The following is a 20,288-nucleotide window of genomic DNA, read 5'->3' as shown; positions in this document are numbered from 1 at the left end:
GGAGAATCCCATGACCACCGATATCGTGATCGTCGCCGCCGCCCGCACTGCTGTTGGCAAGTTCGGCGGCACGCTGGCCAAGACGCCGGCGCCCGAGCTCGGCGCGGCCGTCGTCGCCGACCTGCTGCGCCGCGCGAACCTCAGCCCCGACCAGATCAACGAACTGATCCTGGGCCAGGTGCTGACCGCCGGCTCGGGCCAGAACCCGGCGCGCCAGACCGTGATCAAGGCCGGGCTGCCGCAGAGCGTGCCGGCGCTGACGATCAACGCCGTCTGCGGCTCGGGGCTGAAGGCCGTGATGCTCGGCGCGCAGGCGATCCGCGACGGCGATTCCGAGATCGTCATCGCCGGCGGCCAGGAGAGCATGAGCATGGCGCCGCACGTGCTGCCGGGCTCGCGCGACGGCATGCGCATGGGCGACTGGAAGCTGGTCGACTCGATGATCGTCGACGGCCTGTTCGACGTCTACAACAAGTACCACATGGGCATCACCGCCGAGAACGTCGCGAAGAARTACGACATCACGCGCGAGAAGCAGGACGCGCTCGCGCTGGCCTCGCAGCAGAAGGCCGCGGCGGCGCAGGAGGCCGGCAAGTTCAAGGACGAGATCGTGCCGTTCAGCATCGCGCAGAAGAAGGGCGAGCCRATCGTCTTCTCGGCCGACGAGTACATCAACAAGAAGACCAACGCCGACGCGCTCGCCGGGCTGCGCCCTGCGTTCGACAAGGCCGGCACCGTGACCGCCGGCAATGCCTCGGGCCTGAACGACGGCGCCGCCGGCGTCGTGCTGATGACGGCCAAGAAGGCCGAACAGCTCGGGTTGAAGCCGCTGGCGCGCATCGCCAGCTATGCCACCGTCGCGCTCGACCCGAGCATCATGGGGATGGGCCCGGTGCCGGCCTCGACGAAGGCGCTCGCCCGCGCCGGCTGGAAGGCCCAGGATCTCGATCTGCTGGAGATCAACGAGGCCTTCGCCGCGCAAGCTTGCGCCGTCAACAACGAGATGGGCTGGGACACCAGCAAGGTGAACGTCAACGGGGGCGCGATCGCGATCGGTCACCCGATCGGTGCATCCGGCTGCCGCATCCTGGTGACGCTGCTGCACGAAATGCAGCGCCGCGACAGCAAGCGCGGCATCGCCTCGCTGTGCATCGGGGGTGGCATGGGCGTTGCACTCTGCGTCGAGCGCTGACCCGGCGCGAACCGGCGGCGCCGCGGCGCCGCTTCACATCAGAAGGCGCGATGCGCCCGAACGCCGCTCGCGGAGCAACGCTCCCGCGGGCGGCGGGCCCTATTGAGATCGAGAACCACAGGGACAACCAGCATGACTCAGAAAATCGCATACATCACCGGCGGCATGGGCGGCATCGGCACGACGATGTGCCAGCGCCTGCACCGCGACGGATTCAAGGTGATCGCCGGCTGTGGCCCGAGCCGCGACCACGCCAAGTGGCTGGCCGAGCAGGCAGTGCTCGGCTACACCTTCCATGCATCGGTCGGAAACGTCGGTGACTGGGATTCGACCGTCGCGGCATTCCAGAAGGTCAAGGCGGAGCACGGCCCGATCGACGTGCTCGTCAACAACGCCGGCATCACGCGCGACGGCATGTTCCGCAAAATGAGCCGCGCCGACTGGGACGCGGTGATCGAAACGAATCTGACGAGCCTGTTCAACGTGACCAAGCAGGTCATCGACGACATGGTCGAGCGCAACTGGGGCCGCATCGTCAACATCAGTTCGGTCAACGGCGAGAAGGGCCAGTTCGGCCAGACCAACTACTCGGCCGCGAAGGCCGGCATGCACGGCTTCACGATGGCGCTGGCGCAGGAGGTCGCGAGCAAGGGCGTGACGGTCAACACCGTGAGCCCCGGCTACATCGCGACCGACATGGTCAAGGCGATCCGCCAGGACGTGCTCGACAAGATCATCGCCGGCATCCCGGTGAAGCGGCTGGGCACGCCGAACGACATCGCCTCGATGGTGTCGTGGGTCGCATCCGACGAATCCGGCTTCGCGACCGGAGCCGATTTCTCGGTCAACGGCGGGCTGCACATGGGGTGACAGCGGTCAAGAAAACTTACACGGCAACTCGGCTCGATGGGTACGCTGACGGCGTCGCTCGTCCGTTCTGGTGGGACGCAAGCGAAACGACGTGAAGGAGCAACCCATGAAGATGAAAAGCACGAAGCCGCGTCTGCTGCCGCTGCTGCTCGCCGCGCTGATCCCATTCGGCGCGTTTGCGGCCGATCCCGGCAAGCACGCCTCCTACCTCCATGCGCTGACCGACCTGCGCTCGGCCCGCTGGCTGATCGAGCACCGGCCCGGCGATGCACGCGTGAACGCCGAGGAGAAGGCGGCGATCGCGCACATCGACGATGCCATCGGCGAGATCAAGCAAGCAGCGGCCCGTGAGGGCGAGGACGTCAACAAGCAGCCGCCGGTCGATACCGGGCTCGACAATCGCGGGCGCCTGCACCGTGCCGAGGGCCTTCTGAACAAGGCTCGCGAGGATCTCCGGCACGAAGAGGACGACCCGCAGGCGCGCGGCCTGCGCGACCGGGCGGTGCACCGTGTCGACGATGCGATCGCGGCGACGCACCGCGCGATCGCCGATGTCGAGCGTGGCGGGCGTTGACCGGCCATCGTCAGAAGAGCTTGCCGACGTTCGACAAGGTCGCGATGCCCAACAGCGCGAAGATCGCGGCCGCCATGCCGTGGACCCATCGCATCGGGATCTTCTTGGCGAGCCGGTCGCCGACGAACACCGCCGGCACATCGGCGATCAGCATGCCCAGCGTCGTGCCGGCGACGACCGCGACGAGATCGGGGTAGCGCGCCGCGAGTGCGACCGTCGCGATCTGCGTCTTGTCGCCCATCTCGGCGAGGAAGAACGCGATCAGCGTCGTGCCGAACACGCCGAAGCGAGCGGGCAGGGCGTCGTCTGCGTCGATCTTGTCCGGGACGAGCATCCAGCCCGCCATCGCGATGAACGACACGCCGATGACCCAGCGCAACCGGTCCGGCCCGAGCGCGCCGGCGACCCAGGCGCCGACCAGCCCGGCGCTCGCATGGTTGAACAGCGTCGCGACGAGGATGCCGAGAACGATCGGGAGGGGCTTGCGGAACCGCACCGCGAGGAGCATCGCGAGCAGCTGCGTCTTGTCGCCCATTTCACCGAGCGCGACGACGCCGGTCGAGACGAGGAAGGCTTCCAAAGGGTGATCTCCAGGACCGGTGCTGCAGACGGATGACCTCGCGGCCCCGCCGGTCGTGCCGGGGCCACGCGGTCAAAGGTCTTGCCAGGCTGGATCAGCTGCTTGCGCCATGGCCGCGCGGGCCAAGTGTGTTGACGCAAGCCCCTGTGGGGCAGGGCGGCTACTCCCCGATGACGGGTGAAGTGGCGATTCTATCGCCGCTGCATCAGCCGGCCTGCAGCGCGGCGGCGGCCGCGGCCTGCAGCGCGGCGGCGCTGCCGTCCCACCCGATCTGCGCCTGCGGCGCCGAGGCGCCGCCGAAGTTGCGCTTCATCGACTGCGCGTAGATCGGGTCGTAGTGCTGCAGCAGCAGTTCGCGCACGACGTCCGGGGTGTGGCCGCTGCGCGCGGCCTCCTGCCAGGCGTTGACGATCTCGTTGCCGCGTGACGCGCGCAGCGCATCGAGCCGCTCGCAGAACGCCGCGGTGTCGGTGACGAAGTGGCCATAGTCCTCGAGCAGCAGTGCGACGCGCGCCTCCAGAGGCAGATCGAGGCGGATGCACGGTGCGGCGCGCATGCGCTCGATCAGTGCGAGCGGCACGCGCAGGTCGCCGACCTTCTTGCTCTCGCTTTCGACGTAGACCGGGCGTGCCGGGTCGAAGCGGCGCAGCGTGTCCCAGACGCGCGACTCGAACTGCTTCTGCCCCGGCTGGGGGCTGCCCGGCATCAGCCCGAGCACCGAGCCGCGATGGTTCGCGAGCGCTTCGAGATCGAGCACCTGCGCGCCCTGCGCCTGCAGCACCTGCAGCAAACGGCTCTTGCCCGAACCGGTGCTGCCGCAGATCACGCGGTACTGAAAGCGCGCCGGCAGCTCGTCGAGCGCGGCGATCACCGCGCGCCGGTACGCCTGGTAGCCGCCTTCGAGCTGGTGCACGCGAAAGCCGATCTGATCGAGCACGAGCGCGAGCGAACCGCTGCGCGTGCCGCCGCGCCAGCAGTAGACGAGCGGGCGCCAGTCTTTCGGCTTGTCGAGCACCTCGCGCTCGATGTGGCCGGCGATGTTGCGCGCGACCAGCGCCGCGCCGCGCTTCTTCGCGAGAAACGGCGAGACCTGCACGTACTCGGTGCCGACGACGATGCGCTCGGCGTCGGTCAGCGAAGGCCAGTTGACCGCACCGGGCAGCCGGTCGAGCGCGAACTCGCTCTCGGAGCGGGCATCGACCAGCGCGTTGAACTCGTCCAGCCGCGCGAGCGCGTCGGCGGCGCTGATCGTCAGCAGCATGGGCGCGGAATCATGGTGCGAGCGCGTCCAGCAGCTCGGTCTCGATCTGCAGCTGGATGCGGTTCTGCTGCAGCCCGGGGCCGTCGATCAGGAAGGTGTCTTCGACCCGCTCGCCCAGCGTCGTGATCTTCGCGAGCTGCAGGTTGATGTGGTGGCGTGCGAGCACGCGTGCGATCGAGAACAGCAGGCCCGAGCGGTCGCTCGCCGAGACACCGAGCAGCCAGCGCTGCGCGCGCTCGTCGGGCCGCAAGGTCACGCGCGGCGAGATCGGGAACGACTTGACGCGCCGCGAGACCCGGCCGCGCCCCGGCTCGGGCAGCGGGCCGGTCTCGGCAAGCGCCAGCGCGAGCTGGTTCTCGACAAAGAGGATCAGGTCGCGGTAATGGGTCTCGTAGCTGGTGCTGTTGACCTGGAAGGTGTCGAGTGCGTAGCCGCTGCGGGTGGTGTGGACCTTGGCGTCCAGGATGTTGAAGCCGGCGCCGTCGAAGTAGCCGCAGATGCGCGCGAACAGATCCTGCTGGTCGGGCGCGTAGACCAGCACCTGCAGGCCTTCTCCGAGCGGTGACACACGCGCCTGCACGACCGGCTTCGGCGTGTCGACACGGTCGATCAGCGAGCGCGTGTGCCAGGCGATGTCGCCGGCATCGTGGCGCGCGAAATAGCTCAGGTCGAGCGTGTTCCACAGCGCGTGCTGCACGCCGGGCGGCAACGACGCGAGGTTCAGCATCTGGCGCGCCTCGAGCTTGCGCGCCTCGACCTCGGCGTCCATGTTCGGGCGCGCGCCGCCGAGCGCGCGCAGGGCCAGCCGGTACAGGTCTTCGAGCAGCTTGCCTTTCCAGGCGTTCCAGACCTTCGGGCTGGTGCCGCGGATGTCGGCCACCGTCAGCAGGTACAGCGCAGTGAGCGTACGTTCGTCGCGCACCAGCTTCGCGAAGTTCTCGATCACGTCGGGGTCGGAGAGGTCTTCCTTTTGCGCGATGCGCGACATCGTCAGGTGCGACTCGACCAGGAACTCGATCAGCGCCGCGTCGTCGCCGGCAACCCCGTGGTCGCGGCAGAAGCGGCGCGCCTCGACGCCGCCGAGTTCGGAGTGATCGCCGCCGCGGCCCTTCGCGACATCGTGGAACAGCGCGGCGATGTACAGCACCCACGGCCGGTCGAAACTCGACGCGAGCTGCGAGCAGAACGGGTACTCGTGCGCGTGCTCGGGGATGAAGAAGCGCCGCACGTTGCGCAGCACCATGATGATGTGCTGGTCGACCGTGTAGACGTGGAACAGGTCGTGCTGCATCTGCCCGACGATGCGCCGGAACACCCACAGGTAGCGCCCGAGCACACTGGTCTGGTTCATCAGCCGGAACGCGTGCGTCTGGCCCTCGGGCTCCTTCAGGATCTTCATGAAGGTCGCGCGGTTCACCGGGTCGTGGCGGAACTTCGCGTCCATCAGGTCGCGTGCGTTGTAGAGCGCGCGCAGCGTGCGGGCCGACAAGCCCTTCGGCCCGATCGTCTGCTGGTACACCAGGAAGGTCTCGAGGATCGCGTGCGGATCGCGCTGGTACAGGTCGTCCGAGGCGACCTCGAGCATGCCGCCGCGCTCGAGGAACTTGTCGTTGATCGGGCGCATCGGCGCGTTCTGCGAACCCTCGATGCGTTCCTCGATGTTCAGCATCAGGATCTGGTTCAGCTGCGTCACCGCCTTGGCTGCCCAGTAGTAGCGCTTCATCAGCACCTCGGAGGCGCGCTGGCCGTGCGTGCCGCGGTAGCCGAAGCTCTCGGCGATGGCGGTCTGCAGGTCGAACACGAGCCGGTCTTCGCGCCGTCCGGCGATCATGTGCAGGCGCGCGCGGATCAGCTTCAGCAGGCCTTCGTTGCGGTTCAGCTGCTTGACCTCGAACGGCGTGATCAGCCCGCTCGCGGCCAGCGCGGACCAGGTCTTGCCGAGGCCCGCGGCGCGCGCGACCCAGATCACGACCTGCAGGTCGCGCAGACCGCCCGGGCTTTCCTTGCAGTTCGGCTCGAGCGCGTACGGCGTGTCCTCGAACTTGCGATGGCGCTGCACCATCTCGAGCGTCTTCGCGCGCAGAAAAGCCTTCGGATCCATCGCCTGCGTGTTCGCATGGCGAAAGCTCGCGAACACGCGCCGCGAGCCGCACAGGTAGCGCGACTCGAGCAGCGCGGTCTGCACCGTCACGTCGCTCTTCGCGATCGCGATGCATTCGCCGACGCTGCGCACGCTCGAGCCGATCTCCAGGCCGATGTCCCAGCACGCGGTGATGAAGGCCTCGATCGAGGTCTTCAGCGCAGCGCCGGTCGCCGTCGGCGGCAACAGCACCAGCACGTCGACATCCGAATGCGGAAACAGCTCGCCGCGGCCATAGCCGCCGACCGCGAGCAGCGCGGTGCCGGGCGGCATCGCGGCGCGTTGCCACAGCGTCAGCAGCGTCTCGTCGACATGCCGGCTCAGCGCGCGCAGCAGGCTGGCCGCGGCCGGCGCCGTCGGGCGCGAATCGCGAAAGCGCTGGAGCAGCGCCGCCTTGCCGTCGCGAAAGCGCGCGCGCAGGTCGGGCAGGCTGGGTGCCACCGCAGTCGGCGGGTCCAGGACGGCAGCCATCGCTAGATCGGTCAGGTCGTGACAGCGGCGGGCGGGGCGGTCACGAATGCCGGCGGCGGCGGGCTGCCGGCCGACAAGGTCATCACCTCGTAGCCGGTTTCGGTCACGAGGATCGTGTGTTCCCACTGCGCCGACAGCGAGCGGTCTTTCGTGACGATGGTCCAGCCGTCGCCCATCTCGCGAATTTCTCGCTTGCCGGCGTTGATCATCGGTTCGATCGTGAACATCATCCCCGGCACCAGCTCTTCGAGCGTGCCCGGGCGGCCGTAGTGCAGTACCTGCGGTTCCTCGTGGAACTTCTGGCCGATGCCGTGGCCGCAGAACTCGCGCACCACCGAGAAGCCGTTGTTCTCGGCGAAGGTCTGGATCGTGTGGCCGATGTCGCCGAGGTGAGCGCCGGGCCGGACCTTGACGATGCCCTTCCACATCGCTTCATACGTCATCTGGCACAGGCGCTTCGCGGCGATCGAACCTTCGCCGACGATGAACATGCGGCTCGTGTCGCCGTGCCAGCCGTCCTTGATGACGGTCACGTCGATGTTGACGATGTCGCCGTTCTTCAGCGGCCGGTCGTTCGGAATGCCGTGGCAGACCTGGTGGTTGATCGAGGTGCAGATCGACTTCGGGTACGGCGTGTAGCCGGGCGGCGCATAGTTCAGCGGCGCGGGGATTGCCTGCTGCACGTTCACGATGTGCTCGTGTGCGAGGCGGTCGAGTTCTTCGGTGGAGACACCCGGCTTCACATGCAGCGTCAGCAGGTCCAGCACTTCGGAGGCGAGGCGGCCGGCGATGCGCATCCCTTCGACGTCGGCAGCGGTCTTGATCGTGATCGTCATGGGGCGGGATTATCTCACCGAGGCCGTAAAATCATGGGCTTGCTCCGGACGACCCTCAGGCCGCTCCGGCCATGCTTCCACCCCGCCCACCTCCTCGGATTGCGCCGCGTGACCTCCACCCCCAAGCACCTGACCCACTTCGAGGGCGGCAATGCGCTGTCCGATTTTCGCGCCCAGTCGCTGCTGGCGCGCCTGCAGGCGGTCAGCCCGCGCATCACCGGGGTCGCGGCGCGCCATGTGCACTGGGTCTGGAGCGACGCAGAACTGGCGCGCGCCGAGCACGACAAGCTGACCAGCCTGCTGCGCTATGGCGACGCCTACGCGGGGATCGCCGACGGCACGCTGATCGTCGTCGCGCCGCGCCTCGGCACCGTCTCGCCGTGGGCTTCGAAGGCGACCGACATCGCGCACAACTGCGGTCTGGGCGTGCGCCGCGTCGAGCGCGTCACCGAGTACCGGTTGAGCCTGAAGAGCGGCCTGCTCGGCGGCGCGAAAGCGCTGAGCGCCGACGAGCGGCAGGCCGCCGCGGCGCTGCTGCACGACCGCATGACCGAAAGCGTGCTGCTCGCGCGCGAAGACGCGGTGCACCTGTTCGACGAGCAGCCGGCGATCCCGATGCAGCACGTCGACGTGCTGGGCCGCGGGCGCGAGGCGCTGGTCCGCGCGAACACCGACTTCGGCCTGGCGCTGTCGGACGACGAGATCGACTACCTCGTCGACGCCTTCGACGGACTGACGCGCAACCCGAGCGACGTCGAGCTGATGATGTTCGCGCAGGCCAACAGCGAGCATTGCCGGCACAAGATCTTCAACGCGCAGTTCGTGATCGACGGCGTGCCGCAGGAACACTCGATGTTCCAGATGATCCGCCACACCGAGGCGCAGAACCCGCAGCACACCGTCATCGCGTACAGCGACAACGCGTCGGTGATGGAGGGCGGCACGATCGAGCGCTGGCTGCCGCAGGGCTACACGAACGCGCCGGCGTATGCGGCGCGGACCGAGGCGGTCCATGTGCTGATGAAGGTCGAGACGCACAACCACCCGACCGCGATCTCGCCGTTCCCGGGTGCATCGACCGGCGCCGGCGGCGAGATCCGCGACGAAGGCGCGACCGGCCGCGGTTCGAAGCCGAAGGCCGGCATCACCGGCTTCAGCGTCTCGAACCTGCATCTGCCCGGCACGAACGAGCCCTGGGAGCAGGCGCCCTGCGGCAAGCCCGAGCACATCGCCAGCGCGTTGTCGATCATGATCGACGGCCCGCTCGGCGGCGCCGCGTTCAACAACGAGTTCGGGCGCCCGAACCTCGGCGGCTACTTCCGCGTCTTCGAGCAGACCGTCGGCAGCGGGGCCGATGCGCTGCGGCGCGGCTATCACAAGCCGATCATGATCGCCGGCGGGCTGGGCTCGATCGCGGCCTCGCAGACCCGCAAGATCGCGTTCCCGGCCGGCACGCTGCTGATCCAGCTCGGCGGCCCCGGCATGCGCATCGGCATGGGCGGCGGCGCCGCGAGCTCGATGGCGGCCGGCGCGAACGCCGCAGCGCTCGACTTCGACTCGGTGCAGCGCGGCAACCCCGAGATCGAACGCCGCGCGCAGGAGGTCATCAACCACTGCTGGGCGCTCGGCGAGAGCAACCCGATCCTCGCGATCCACGACGTCGGCGCCGGCGGCATCAGCAACGCGTTCCCCGAGCTCGTCGACGGCGCCGGCCGCGGTGCGCGCTTCGACCTGCGCCAGGTGCCGCTCGAGGAAAGCGGCCTCGCGCCGAAAGAGATCTGGTGCAACGAGAGCCAGGAGCGCTACGTGATGGCGGTGTCGCCCGAGGCGCTGCCGATGTTCCGCGCGATGTGCGAGCGCGAGCGCTGCCCGTTCGCGGTCGTCGGCGTCGCGACCGCCGAGAAGGAGCTCGTGCTGGAAGACGGCCCCGGCGGCGAACAGTCGATCGCGATGCCGATGGAGGTGCTGCTCGGCAAGCCGCCGAAGATGCTGCGCGAGGTGCAGCGCGTGATGCGCGACGCGCCCGCTCTGGACCTCACCGACGTCGCGCTCGCGAAGGTCGCGTTCGACGTGCTGCGGCACCCCACCGTCGCGAGCAAGCGCTTCCTGATCACGATTGGCGACCGCACGGTCGGCGGCCTGAACAGCCGCGATCCGATGGTCGGGCCGTGGCAGGTACCGGTCGCCGATTGCGCGGTCACGCTGGCCGACTTCAGCGGCTTTCGCGGCGAAGCGATGAGCCTGGGCGAACGCACGCCGCTCGCGGCGCTCGACGCGCCTGCCTCCGGCCGGATGGCGGTCGGCGAGGCGATCACGAACCTGCTCGCGGCGCCGATCGAACTGTCGCGCGTCAAGCTCAGCTGCAACTGGATGGCGGCCTGCGGCGAGCCGGGCGAGGATGCGGCGCTGTACGACACCGTGACCGCGGTCGGCATGGCGTTGTGCCCGGCGCTCGGCATCGGCGTGCCGGTCGGCAAGGATTCGCTGTCGATGCGCACGCGCTGGCAAGAGGGCGGCGAAACCAAGCAGGTCACCGCGCCAGTGAGCCTGATCGTCACCGCATTCGCGACGCTCGACGACGCGCGGCCGGTGCTGACGCCGCAGCTGCAGCCCGGCGACACGACGCTGATCCTGATCGACCTCGGCAACGGCAGAAACCGCCTCGCCGGCTCGATGCTCGCGCAGGTGCTCGGCCAGTTCGGCAGCCGCGCGAAAGACGGCATCCCCGATCTCGACGAGCCGGCGCAGCTGAAGGCGCTGGTCGCCGCGATCAACCGGCTGCGCGAACAGGGCCGGCTGCTCGCGTACCACGACCGCAGCGACGGCGGCCTCTGGGCGGCGGCCTGCGAGATGGCCTTCGCGGGCCACATGGGGGTGAGCCTGAACGTCGACATGCTCGTCACCGAAGGCGACGGCATCAGCGACAGCCGCGCCGAATACGGCGACTCGAAGAACTGGGCGACGCAGGTCGGCGCGCGGCGCGAAGAGCTGACCTTGCGCGCGCTCTTCAGCGAAGAACTCGGCGCGCTGATCCAGGTGCCGACCGAGGCGCGCGTTGATGTCATGCAGACGCTGCGCGAGTTCGGCCTGAGCCAGCACAGCCACTTCGTCGGCAAGCCGAACACGCGCGGCGTGGTCGAGGTCTGGCGCGACGCGAAGGCGGTGTTCGCGGCACCGCTGCGCGAACTGCACCAGGCCTGGGACGACGTCAGCTGGCGCATCGCCAGGCTGCGCGACAACCCGGCCTGCGCCGACGCCGAGCACGCGGCCGCAGGCGGGGCCGAGGACCCGGGCCTGCACCTGACGCTGAGCTTCGACCCGAGTGTCGACGTGGCGGCGCCGTTCATCGGCAAGACCCGGCCGAAGCTCGCGATCCTCCGTGAGCAGGGCGTCAACAGCCACCTCGAGATGAGCTACGCGATGGACCGCGCCGGCTTCGAGACCTACGACGTGCACATGAGCGACCTGCAGGCCGGCCGTGCGCGGCTCGATCAGTTCCAGGGCTTCGTCGCCTGTGGCGGCTTCAGCTACGGCGACACGCTCGGCGCCGGCGAGGGCTGGGCCCGCTCGGTGATGTTCAACCCGGTGCTCGCCGAGCAGTTCGCCGCGTTCTTCAATCGCGACGACACCTTTGCGCTCGGTGTCTGCAACGGCTGCCAGATGATGGCGGCGCTGTCGGCGATCATTCCCGGTGCGAGCGCATGGCCGAAGTTCACGCGCAACCGCAGCGAGCAGTTCGAGGCCCGGCTGAGCCTGGTCGAGGTGCTGGACAGCCCGTCGATCTTCTTCAGCGGGATGGCCGGCAGCCGCCTCCCGGTCGCGGTTGCGCACGGCGAGGGCTTTGCCGACTTCTCGCAGCGCGGCGACGCGAAGGCCGTCCGGCGCGCGCTGCGCTTCGTCGACAACCACGGCGCCCCGACCGAGCTGTACCCGTTCAACCCGAACGGCAGCCCCGACGGTCTGACCGCGGTCACGACGCCCGATGGCCGCTTCACGGCGCTGATGCCGCACGCCGAGCGCGTGTTCCGCAACCTGCAGATGAGCTGGACCCCCGGCGAGCGCGCTGCGCTCAGCCCGTGGACGCGGATGTTCGCGAATGCGCGGGTCTGGCTGAAGTGATCAGCCGCCGGCCGTTGCCCGCGCATCGGCCGCCCGCCGCAGTGCGTCGGCCGTCGCCGCATCGGCCGGAAAGAAGGTCTCGAGCGCGAGTTCCGACAGCGTGATCTCGACCGGCGTGCCGAACACCGTCATCGTGCTGATCAGCGAGAGCTGCCCGAGCGGCGTGTCGAGCACGAGTGGCACGACGATCGACGGGTTGGGCGTGAAGGCCGCGGCGCCGTCGTGGGACGGGGCCGGATAGCCGGCGAGTTCCTCGGCGAGGCGGGCGAGCGTCGCGTCGGCGGTGATGCCGATCTGGTGGTGCATCCGCTCGAACAGGTGCGCGCGCCATTGCGCCAGGTTGACGATGCGCGGCGCGAGTCCCTGCGGGTGCAGGCTCACGCGCAGCACGTTGACTGGGGGCCGCAGCAGCTCGGGCGCAATGCCGAGCTGCAGCAGCGCCGCGGCCGCCGTGTTGTGGAACAGCAGGTTCCAGTGGCGATCGACCGCGAGGGCCGGATAGGGTTCGTGCGCCTTCAGGATCTGCTCGACGGCCGAGCGGGCTGCGCCAAGTGCCGGATCGTCGAGCGCGCGCTCGGCGTACATCGGTGCGAAGCCCGCGGCGGTGAGCAGGCGGTTGCGCTCGCGCAGGGGCACGTCGAGGCGGTCTGCCAGGCGCAGCACCATCTCGCGGCTGGGCATCGCGCGGCCGGTCTCGACGAAGCTCAGGTGGCGGGTCGAGACCTCGGCGTCGACCGACAGGTCGAGCTGGCTCAGATGCCGGCGCTGGCGCCATTCGCGCAGCTGCGCGCCGACCGGCGCAGGGGTGGACAGGTTCATCGCCGGCACGATAGCGCAGGCTTGCGCCGGTCGCGATGACCTCGCGGGTCATCGCGGAATTGACCGATCAGGTCGGCGCCGTGCTCGTGGCACAGGCCACGCGGCGCACGCGGCCCGAACCGCGCTTGCGCTATCGTCCGCCGCGATGATCGCCACCGCCTTGCCCGAACTCCGCACGCCGCGCCAGCGCTTCGATCGCCTCGACGCGCTGCGCGCGCTCGCGATCGTCTGGATGGCGGTCTTCCATTTCTCGTTCGACCTGAACCACTTCGGGTTCACGCGGCAGAACTTCTACGCCGACCCGTTCTGGACGCTGCAGCGCAGCGCGATCGTCAGCCTGTTCTTGTTCTGCGCCGGGGTCGGCCAGGCGATCGCGCTCGATCAGCACCAGGCCCGGCCGCGCTTCTGGCGGCGCTGGGCGCAGGTCGCGGGGTGTGCGCTGCTGGTCACGCTTGGTTCGATGTGGATGTTCCCGCGCAGCTTCATCAGCTTCGGTGTGCTGCATTGCATCGCGGTGCTGCTGATCGTGATGCGGCTGAGTGCAGGGGCAGGGCGCTGGCTGTGGCCGCTCGGGCTCGCGGCGGTGCTGCTGCCGCAGCTCGTCCAGCACTCGTTCTTCGACACGCGCTGGACCGACTGGATCGGCCTGGTCACGCACAAGCCGATCACCGAAGACTACGTGCCGCTGCTGCCCTGGCTCGGCGTGGCGTGGTGGGGCCTGGCCGCCGGTCAATGGGTGCTGGCGCGGCGCCGGGCCTGGCTCACCAGCGCGTTGCCCGCGCCGCTCGCGCCGCTGGCGGTGCTCGGCCGCTGGAGCCTGAGCTTCTACATGCTGCACCAGCCGGTGCTGATCGGCCTGCTGAGCGCGCTGGTCGCGTTGCGCAAGGCGTGATCAGGCGCGCAAGCGCTCGGCGGCGCCGTCGATCGCCGCCTTCAGCTGCGCATAGCTGCGCGTCACCGGGAACTGCGGGAACTGCGCGACGATCGCCTCCGGCGGGTGGATGAAGAAGCCGGCATGCGCCGCGCCCAGCATGCCGGTGTCGTTGTACGAATCGCCGGCCGCGATGACCTGGAAGTTCAGCCCGCGCAGCGCGTTCACCGCGTGGCGCTTCTGGTCCGGCTGGCGCAGCACGTGGCGGCGCACGAAGCCTTCGGCATCGACCTCGAGCTTGTGGCACAGCAAGGTCGGCCACGCGAGCTGCTTCATCAGCGGCTGCGCGAACTCGTAGAAGGTATCGGAGAGCACCAGCACCTGGTAGCGGCTGCGCAGCTCGTCGAGAAAGTCCTTCGCGCCTTCCATCGGGCCCATGCCGGCGATCACGTCCTGGATGTCGGCCAGCTTCAGCCGGTGCTGCGCGAGCAGGCCGATGCGAAAGTTCATCAGCTTGTCGTAGTCGGGCTCGTCGCGGGTCGTGCGGGCGAGCTCCTTGATGCCGCTGCGCTTCGAGAACTCGATCCAGATCTCGGGCACGAGCACGCCTTCGAGGTCGAGGCAGATCATTTGCATGGGGGTCTCCGGCGCGTCGGGGTGAGGGCGGCGGGATCGTACCCGACCGACGCGCGCGTAACATCGGCGCATGACAAAAGGTACGCAGGTCCTGTTCGGTTTTCACGCGGTGACGGTCCGCCTCAAATCGGCACCGAAGTCGGTGCTCGAGGTTCATGTCGACACCACGCGGCGCGACCAGCGCATGCGCCAGTTCGTCGAGCGTGCACGCGATGCCGGCGCGAAGCTGATCGACAGCGACGACGATCGCCTGCAGAAGCTGAGCGGCTCGCACCGCCACCAGGGCGTCGCGGCGCGCGTCGAGGCGATCGCGCTCAGCCATTCACTCGACGACACGCTCGACGCCGTCGAGGGCCCGCCGCTGCTGCTCGTGCTCGACGGCATCACCGACCCGCATAACCTCGGCGCCTGCCTGCGCGTCGCCGACGGCGCCGGCGCGCACGCGGTGATCGCGCCGAAGGACCACGCGGTCGGCATCAACGCGACGGTCGCGAAGGTCGCGAGCGGCGCCGCCGACACCGTGCCGTACTTCATGGTGACGAACCTGGCGCGCACGCTGAACGAGCTGAAGGAGCGCGACATCCGCATCGTCGGCACCTCGGACGATGCGCCGCGTTCGCTCTACGAGCTCGACCTGACCGGCCCGGTCGCGCTGGTGCTCGGCGCGGAGGGCAGCGGCATGCGCCAGCTCACGGGCAAGACCTGCGACGAGCTCGTGCGCCTGCCGATGGCCGGCGCGGTCGAGAGCCTGAACGTCTCGGTCGCCAGCGGCGTGTGCCTGTACGAAGCGGTGCGCCAGCGCGCGCCGAAGAGCGTCTAAGCCCCAACGGAGTTCCCCATGCCAGTCATCGACGTCAAGCACCCGCTGGTCAAGCACAAGGTCGGCCTGCTGCGCGAGAACGACATCTCGACGAAGAAGTTCCGCGAGCTGACGAACGAGCTCGCCCGGCTGCTCGCCTACGAGGCCACGGCCGACTTCCCGCTCGAGACCACGACGATCGAGTGCTGGAGCGGCCCGGCCGAGATCCAGCGGATCAGCGGCAAGAAGGTCACGGTCGTGCCGATCCTGCGCGCCGGGCTGGGCATGCTCGACGGCGTGCTCGACATGATCCCGAGCGCGAAGGTCAGCGTCGTCGGGCTGTCGCGCAACCACGAGACCTTGCAGCCCGAGAACTACTTCGAGAAGTTCGTCGGCAAGCTCGACGAGCGCACCGCGCTGATCATCGATCCGATGCTCGCGACCGCCGGCTCGATGATCGCGACCGTCGACCTGCTGAAGAAGCGCGGTTGCAAGGACATCCGTGCGCTCGTGCTCGTCGCCGCGCCCGAAGGTGTGGAGGCACTCGCGAAGGCGCACCCCGACGTGCGTTGCTGGACGGCCTCGATCGACAGCCACCTGAACGAGATCGGCTACATCATCCCCGGGCTCGGCGACGCCGGCGACAAGATCTTCGGGACCAAGTGACGAGCGCTACAAGCGCGTGAAGCCGAGCTTGCCGAACAGCGTCTCGGAGGGCGTGTTGCCTTCGGTGATCACCGCGTAGACACGGCCCCAGCGTGCCTCGGCGAGCCGCGTCAGCGCCGCGTTCATCACCGCGATGCCGTGGCCCTGGCCGCGCGCGCTCGGGTGCACGATCACGTACGCGACGAGCGGGCCGGCGACGACCTGGTGGCGCTCGTTCCAGTCGCACATCAGCGCCGCGGCGATCGAGCGGCCGTCACGCTCGATGGTCACGCAGGCATCGAGCAGCGGCGCGCCGTACTTGCCGGCGAAGAAGCCGCGCATCTCGATCCGGGCCTGCGCGAGCGTTTCGCCCTCGTCGTCGATCGTGCCGAGATAGGCTTCGTAGAGCAGCCCGGCGAGCGCGTCGGCGTCTGCCGCGGTGACCGCGCGGCACGCCGCCGGCGGGCTGCGCAAGGCCGCGCGCCAGGCGCCGCCGCGGCCCGTGAGGGTGTACAGGTGACGTACGCTTTTCATCTCGAACGCGGTCCTGCGCACCCCGTCATCGGTTTACCAAACTTGACTCTATATGTCTTGCCGCTGTCACGTGGCGCTCCTACCCTAGCACCATGAAAAGCATAGTCCAACCCCTGGTGCAGCGCTGGCGTCAGGAGTCCTCCGGCGTGATCGCGCCGGCCATCGACGCGCGGCCGTTCCGCCTCTGGATGACCGGCAGCCTCGCCGTCGTGATGGCCGCGATGATCCCGCTGCGAACCTGGTCGGAGACCGAGCGCAGCCACGCGATGCGGCTGCTGCGTCACAGCCGCTACGACGTCAGCGAAACGCTGCAGCGCATCGAATCGGCGGCACGCGATCGTGGCCTGTCGGTGCTCGCGAAGGTTCCCGGTTCGCCGCCGGTGCTGGTGCTTGCGGCATCGATCGGCGGCACGCTGGTCGTGATGAACCAGCCCGACTCGCGGCCCGCGATGCCACTGAGCCTGATGGTCAGTGCGTCGGTCGACGGTGGCGCCGATGTGCTCGTCGCGGCGGCGCACCGCGAGGCGGTGGCGAGCGATTGGTCTGACGTGCCGGCCTCGGTGGTCGAGGAGTTGCACGCGCTGCCCGAGGTCGTCGAGCGCGCGCTGGTCTAGACCTAGACCCAGCCGAGCGCGCCGGCGATGCAGCCGAGCGCGACCAGCCACATCGGGCTCAGCTTCGTGCGCAGCATCACCGCGATGCTGACGACGATCAGCGCGAGGGCGCCCCAGCGCTGCGCCGGATCGCGCAGGTACGGCTCGGCGAGCACCCATCCGGTCGCGAGCAGCAGGCCGAGCGTCAGCGGCGTCAGGCCGGCGGTGAAGGCACGCACGAAACGGGTCTCGCGCCGCTGCGCGCCCCAGCGCGTTGCCCACAGCGAGAGCGCGGTCGAAGGCAGCAGGATGCCGGTCATCGTCGCGAGCGTGCCGAGCGGGCCGGCGACGTTCCAGCCGAGCACCGCGACGAACAGCACGTTCGGCCCCGGCGCCGCCTGCGCAATCGCGATCGACGCGGTGAACTGCGCATCGGTCAGCCAGTGGTGCTCGGCGACGATGTAGCGGTGCATGTCGGGCACGGTCGTGATCGCGCCGCCGACCGCGAGCAGGCTCAGGATCAGGAAGTGCGTGAACAGGCCGAACAGGTCGGAGGCGTCGTGGTTCATGTGCGCAGCCGCAACCGGTGCCAGGCCACCGCGATCGCCAGCGAACCGAGGCCGAGGATGACCCAGACCAGCGGCAGGCGCAGCCACGCCGTCGCGATCAGCGTCAGTGCGCCGAAGCCGAGGCAGATCGGCAGGCCCATCACGTTGCGCTTCAGCGTGCCGAGCAGCCTGAAGCCGGTCGACAGCACCAGGCCGGCCGCGACCGCGCCCATGCCACGCAGCGCGCCGGTGACCATCGGGTACTCGACGAAACGCGCATACAGCGCCGTCAGCGCGAGCACGACGAACATCGGCGCGAGCAGCATCCCGCCGAGCGCGGCGAGCGCGCCGCGCAGTCCGAACGCGCGGTCGCCGAACATCAGCGCGAGGTTCACGACGTTCGGGCCCGGCAGCACCTGGCTGATCGCCAGCATCTCGACGAACTGGTCTTTCGTGAGCCAGCGGTTGCGCTCGACCAACTCGCGCTGCGCCACCGGCAGCACGCCGCCGAAGCCCTGCAACGCGAGACGATTGAAGGCGAAGAACAACTCGCCCAGCGAGCCCGGCGCAGCAAGTGCCTCGTCAGCGGCGACCATCAGGCGAACACCGCCTTGCGCCGGCCGGCCCAGAGGCTCAGCGCGATCGCGGCCAGCAGCCACGCGAGACCGAACCAGTTCAACGGCGCGTAGCCGCCGTGTGCGATCAGCCAGCCGCCGCTCGAGGCGCCGGCGGCCTGGCCGAGGTAGATCGCCGAGGTGTTCAGCGCCATCAGCGCCGGCGCGAACGCCGGCGCGGCGATGCTCAAGCGCGCCTGCTGGGTCGAGTTCGACGCGAAGCAGCCGAGCGCCCAGGGGATCAGGATCACGGCCATGCCGACGAGCGTGGAGACCAGCGGCCAGACCAGCATCGACAGCGCGATCATCGACAGGGTGACCGCGACCGCGACGTTCGGTCCGACGCGGTCGATCACGCGCGTCAGCACGACATTGCCGATCAGGCCGAACACGCCGAACCACATCAGCAGCAGCGTGATCTGCTCGGTGCTCGCGCCGAGCGTGTGCCGGTAGTACGGCGCGAAGTACGAGAACAGCGTGAACTGGCCGGCGCCCGACAGGGCCGTGACGAGCACCATCGCCATCAGCACCGGGTTCGTCAGCACATCCTTCCAGGCCCGCAGCGAGAGCGCGGCCGGGCGCACGCCGTCCGGCATCACCGCGAACACCCAGACCGCGGCGACGAGCGCGAGCGCGGCGACCACGTCGAACGCGACGCCCCAGCCATGCGTCTCGCCGATCCAGGCCGACATCGGCAGCCCCAGCACCGAGGCGATCGACCAGCCGAGAAAGATGAAGGTGATCGCGCGGCCGCGCTCGTGCGGTGCGGCCATGAAGCCGATCGCGGCGGCGGCCTGCGGCGTGAACACCGCGGCGGCGAGCATCGTCAGCGCGCGCACCGGCCAGAGTGCCGCATAGCTCGGCATCAGCGCGCTGATCGCATGGCCGGCGCCGTACCAGAGCAGCGCGATCGCGAGCAGGCGCCGCCGGTCGAACCCCGCGACCCAGCCGGCGAGCAGCGGCGCGCCGAAGGCCATCGTCGCCGCGGCGATCGCGATCAGCTGGCCGGCCAGCGCGACCGAGACGTTCAGCGAGCGCGCCATGTCGTTCAGCGTGCCGGCCGCCGACATCACGCCGCAGCCGATCACGAAATTGCCGAACATCAGGGCCCAGCGGATGCCGCCGCGCAGCGGCGCTGCCTCGGTCATCTGAGCACTCGCAAGGCCTCGGGATTCAGGATGTTCGTCGGCGTGCCGTTGATGAAATTCACGACGTTCTCGAACGCGGCCTGGAAGTACAGCTCGTAGCTGTCCTGCTCGACGTAACCGATGTGCGGCGTGCAGACCGCGTTCTCGAGCCGCAGCAGCGGGTGGCCCTGCAGGATGGGTTCGCTCTCGAACACGTCGACCGCGGCCATGCCCGGCCGGCCGCGGTTCAGCGCCGAGACCAGCGCGCCTTCCTCGATCAGCTCGGCACGCGAGGTGTTGACGAGCAGCGCGGTCGGCTTCATGCGCGACAGCGCGTCGAGCTTGACGACGCCGCGCGTGCTGTCGTGCAGCCGCAGGTGCAGCGTGATCACGTCGCAGGTCTCGAAGAACGCTTCGCAGCTCGCTGCCGCGGCGTGGCCGTCGGCCTCGGCCCGTGCCCGCGCCGACTCGCTGCCCCAGACCGTGATGTGCATGCCGAAGGCCTTGCCGTAGCCGGCGACCATCTGGCCGATCTTGCCGTAGCCCCAGATGCCCAGCGTGCGGCCGCGCAGGACCATGCCGAGGCCGAAGTTCGCCGGCATCGACGCTGCCTTCAACCCCGACTGCTGCCATGCACCGTGCTTCAGGTTGCCGATGTACTGCGGCAGCCGCCGCATCGAGGCCATGATCAGTGCCCAGGTCAGCTCGGCCGGCGCGACCGGCGAGCCGACACCCTCGGCGACCGCGATGCCCATGCGCGTGCAGGTCTCGACATCGATGTGCGGGCCGGCCTTGCCGGTCTGCGAGATCAGCTTGAGCTTCGGCAGCTTCTCGAGCAGCTGCTTCGGGAACTGCGTGCGCTCGCGGATCAGCACCAGCACATCGGCATCGCGCAGGCGCACCGACAGCTGGCCGATGCCCTTGACGGTGTTGGTGAAGACCTTCGCGTTCAGTGCCTCCATCACGCTGGCGCACTTGAGTTTGCGCACGGCGTCCTGGTAGTCGTCGAGGATGATGATGTTCACGGGGATCGGGGTCGCTCGCTGTTGCCCGGCGGGT

Annotated in this window: 19 protein-coding genes and 1 riboswitch; of the genes, 8 read left to right on the top strand and 11 right to left on the bottom strand. The window is 69.2% G+C overall.

Annotated features, from left to right (window positions below; all coding sequences use genetic code 11):
• Positions 1-10 precede the first annotated feature (10 nt).
• The 3 genes from AC1DTW_RS13800 to AC1DTW_RS13790 all read left to right on the top strand — a co-directional run bounded on the left by AC1DTW_RS13800 (position 11) and on the right by AC1DTW_RS13790 (position 2,636).
• The gene (locus AC1DTW_RS13800) at positions 11-1,192 is read left to right on the top strand and encodes an acetyl-CoA C-acetyltransferase (RefSeq protein ID WP_477981726.1); all 1,182 of its coding nucleotides are present in this window, start codon (positions 11-13) and stop codon (positions 1,190-1,192) included.
• A gap of 132 nt (positions 1,193-1,324) precedes the next feature.
• A complete protein-coding gene (phbB, locus tag AC1DTW_RS13795; protein WP_477981722.1) occupies positions 1,325-2,062 on the top strand; it encodes an acetoacetyl-CoA reductase in 738 nt (245 codons plus the stop codon).
• 106 nt (positions 2,063-2,168) lie between these two features.
• Positions 2,169-2,636 (top strand): hypothetical protein, encoded by a 468-nt coding sequence (locus AC1DTW_RS13790; RefSeq protein ID WP_477981721.1) that lies wholly within the window; start codon positions 2,169-2,171, stop codon positions 2,634-2,636.
• A 10-nt stretch (positions 2,637-2,646) separates the two neighbouring features.
• Here AC1DTW_RS13790 and AC1DTW_RS13785 read toward each other — a convergent pair whose 3' ends face one another.
• The 4 genes from AC1DTW_RS13785 to map all read right to left on the bottom strand — a co-directional run bounded on the left by AC1DTW_RS13785 (position 2,647) and on the right by map (position 7,924).
• Positions 2,647-3,216 carry a TMEM165/GDT1 family protein gene (locus AC1DTW_RS13785; protein ID WP_477981720.1) on the bottom strand — a complete coding sequence of 190 codons (570 nt, stop codon included), beginning with the start codon at positions 3,214-3,216 and terminating at the stop codon, positions 2,647-2,649.
• Between the two features lie 15 nt (positions 3,217-3,231).
• Positions 3,232-3,397: riboswitch (yybP-ykoY riboswitch) on the bottom strand.
• Between the two features lie 24 nt (positions 3,398-3,421).
• Positions 3,422-4,477 (bottom strand): tRNA 2-selenouridine(34) synthase MnmH, encoded by a 1,056-nt coding sequence (mnmH, locus tag AC1DTW_RS13780; RefSeq protein ID WP_477981719.1) that lies wholly within the window; start codon positions 4,475-4,477, stop codon positions 3,422-3,424.
• 10 nt (positions 4,478-4,487) lie between these two features.
• Entirely contained in the window at positions 4,488-7,088 is a 2,601-nt protein-coding gene (locus tag AC1DTW_RS13775) for a [protein-PII] uridylyltransferase (protein WP_477981718.1), read from the bottom strand.
• A gap of 11 nt (positions 7,089-7,099) precedes the next feature.
• Positions 7,100-7,924 carry a type I methionyl aminopeptidase gene (gene map, locus AC1DTW_RS13770; RefSeq protein ID WP_477981716.1) on the bottom strand — a complete coding sequence of 275 codons (825 nt, stop codon included), beginning with the start codon at positions 7,922-7,924 and terminating at the stop codon, positions 7,100-7,102.
• A 108-nt stretch (positions 7,925-8,032) separates the two neighbouring features.
• Between map and purL the strand changes: the two genes are divergently transcribed.
• Positions 8,033-12,043, top strand: coding sequence for a phosphoribosylformylglycinamidine synthase (gene purL, locus AC1DTW_RS13765; protein WP_477981715.1), 4,011 nt, complete (start codon positions 8,033-8,035; stop codon positions 12,041-12,043).
• Here the strand turns inward: purL and AC1DTW_RS13760 are convergent, their stop codons facing one another.
• On the bottom strand, positions 12,044-12,862 hold the full coding sequence (locus AC1DTW_RS13760) for a helix-turn-helix domain-containing protein (RefSeq protein WP_477981714.1): 819 nt from the start codon (positions 12,860-12,862) through the stop codon (positions 12,044-12,046).
• 145 nt (positions 12,863-13,007) lie between these two features.
• Here AC1DTW_RS13760 and AC1DTW_RS13755 point away from each other — a divergent pair, with 145 nt between their 5' ends.
• Entirely contained in the window at positions 13,008-13,754 is a 747-nt protein-coding gene (locus tag AC1DTW_RS13755) for an acetyltransferase domain-containing protein (protein WP_477981713.1), read from the top strand.
• Here AC1DTW_RS13755 and thrH read toward each other — a convergent pair whose 3' ends face one another.
• Positions 13,755-14,369, bottom strand: coding sequence for a bifunctional phosphoserine phosphatase/homoserine phosphotransferase ThrH (gene thrH / locus AC1DTW_RS13750; RefSeq protein ID WP_477981712.1), 615 nt, complete (start codon positions 14,367-14,369; stop codon positions 13,755-13,757).
• A 70-nt stretch (positions 14,370-14,439) separates the two neighbouring features.
• On the opposite strand from thrH, the gene rlmB reads away from it, so the two are divergent.
• A complete protein-coding gene (gene rlmB, locus AC1DTW_RS13745) occupies positions 14,440-15,189 on the top strand; it encodes a 23S rRNA (guanosine(2251)-2'-O)-methyltransferase RlmB (protein ID WP_477981711.1) in 750 nt (249 codons plus the stop codon).
• Positions 15,190-15,207: 18 nt separating this feature from the next.
• The gene (gene upp / locus AC1DTW_RS13740) at positions 15,208-15,834 is read left to right on the top strand and encodes a uracil phosphoribosyltransferase (RefSeq protein ID WP_477981709.1); all 627 of its coding nucleotides are present in this window, start codon (positions 15,208-15,210) and stop codon (positions 15,832-15,834) included.
• Between the two features lie 6 nt (positions 15,835-15,840).
• Here the strand turns inward: upp and AC1DTW_RS13735 are convergent, their stop codons facing one another.
• Positions 15,841-16,347 carry a GNAT family N-acetyltransferase gene (locus AC1DTW_RS13735; protein WP_477981708.1) on the bottom strand — a complete coding sequence of 169 codons (507 nt, stop codon included), beginning with the start codon at positions 16,345-16,347 and terminating at the stop codon, positions 15,841-15,843.
• A 92-nt stretch (positions 16,348-16,439) separates the two neighbouring features.
• Here AC1DTW_RS13735 and AC1DTW_RS13730 point away from each other — a divergent pair, with 92 nt between their 5' ends.
• Positions 16,440-16,961, top strand: a complete 522-nt coding sequence (locus tag AC1DTW_RS13730) for a hypothetical protein (protein WP_477981707.1) — start codon at positions 16,440-16,442, stop codon at positions 16,959-16,961.
• A gap of 2 nt (positions 16,962-16,963) precedes the next feature.
• On the opposite strand, the gene AC1DTW_RS13725 is transcribed toward AC1DTW_RS13730, so the two are convergent.
• From AC1DTW_RS13725 to AC1DTW_RS13710, 4 genes are read right to left on the bottom strand one after another with little or no spacing between them, the layout of a single operon-like run.
• Complete coding sequence (locus AC1DTW_RS13725) at positions 16,964-17,509, bottom strand: chromate transporter (protein ID WP_477981706.1); 546 nt, start codon at positions 17,507-17,509, stop codon at positions 16,964-16,966.
• A complete protein-coding gene (locus AC1DTW_RS13720) occupies positions 17,506-18,084 on the bottom strand; it encodes a chromate transporter (RefSeq protein WP_477981705.1) in 579 nt (192 codons plus the stop codon). The genes AC1DTW_RS13725 and AC1DTW_RS13720 overlap by 4 nt, the downstream gene beginning before the upstream one ends.
• Positions 18,084-19,250, bottom strand: coding sequence for an MFS transporter (locus AC1DTW_RS13715; protein WP_477981704.1), 1,167 nt, complete (start codon positions 19,248-19,250; stop codon positions 18,084-18,086). Before AC1DTW_RS13715 ends, AC1DTW_RS13720 begins: the two co-directional genes overlap by 1 nt.
• Positions 19,247-20,254 carry a D-2-hydroxyacid dehydrogenase family protein gene (locus tag AC1DTW_RS13710; RefSeq protein WP_477981703.1) on the bottom strand — a complete coding sequence of 336 codons (1,008 nt, stop codon included), beginning with the start codon at positions 20,252-20,254 and terminating at the stop codon, positions 19,247-19,249. Before AC1DTW_RS13710 ends, AC1DTW_RS13715 begins: the two co-directional genes overlap by 4 nt.
• Between the last annotated feature and the right edge of the window lie 34 nt (positions 20,255-20,288).

The organism is Rhizobacter sp. P5_A1 (assembly GCF_056400745.1).
This window is presented reverse-complemented; position numbering and strand designations above follow the sequence as displayed.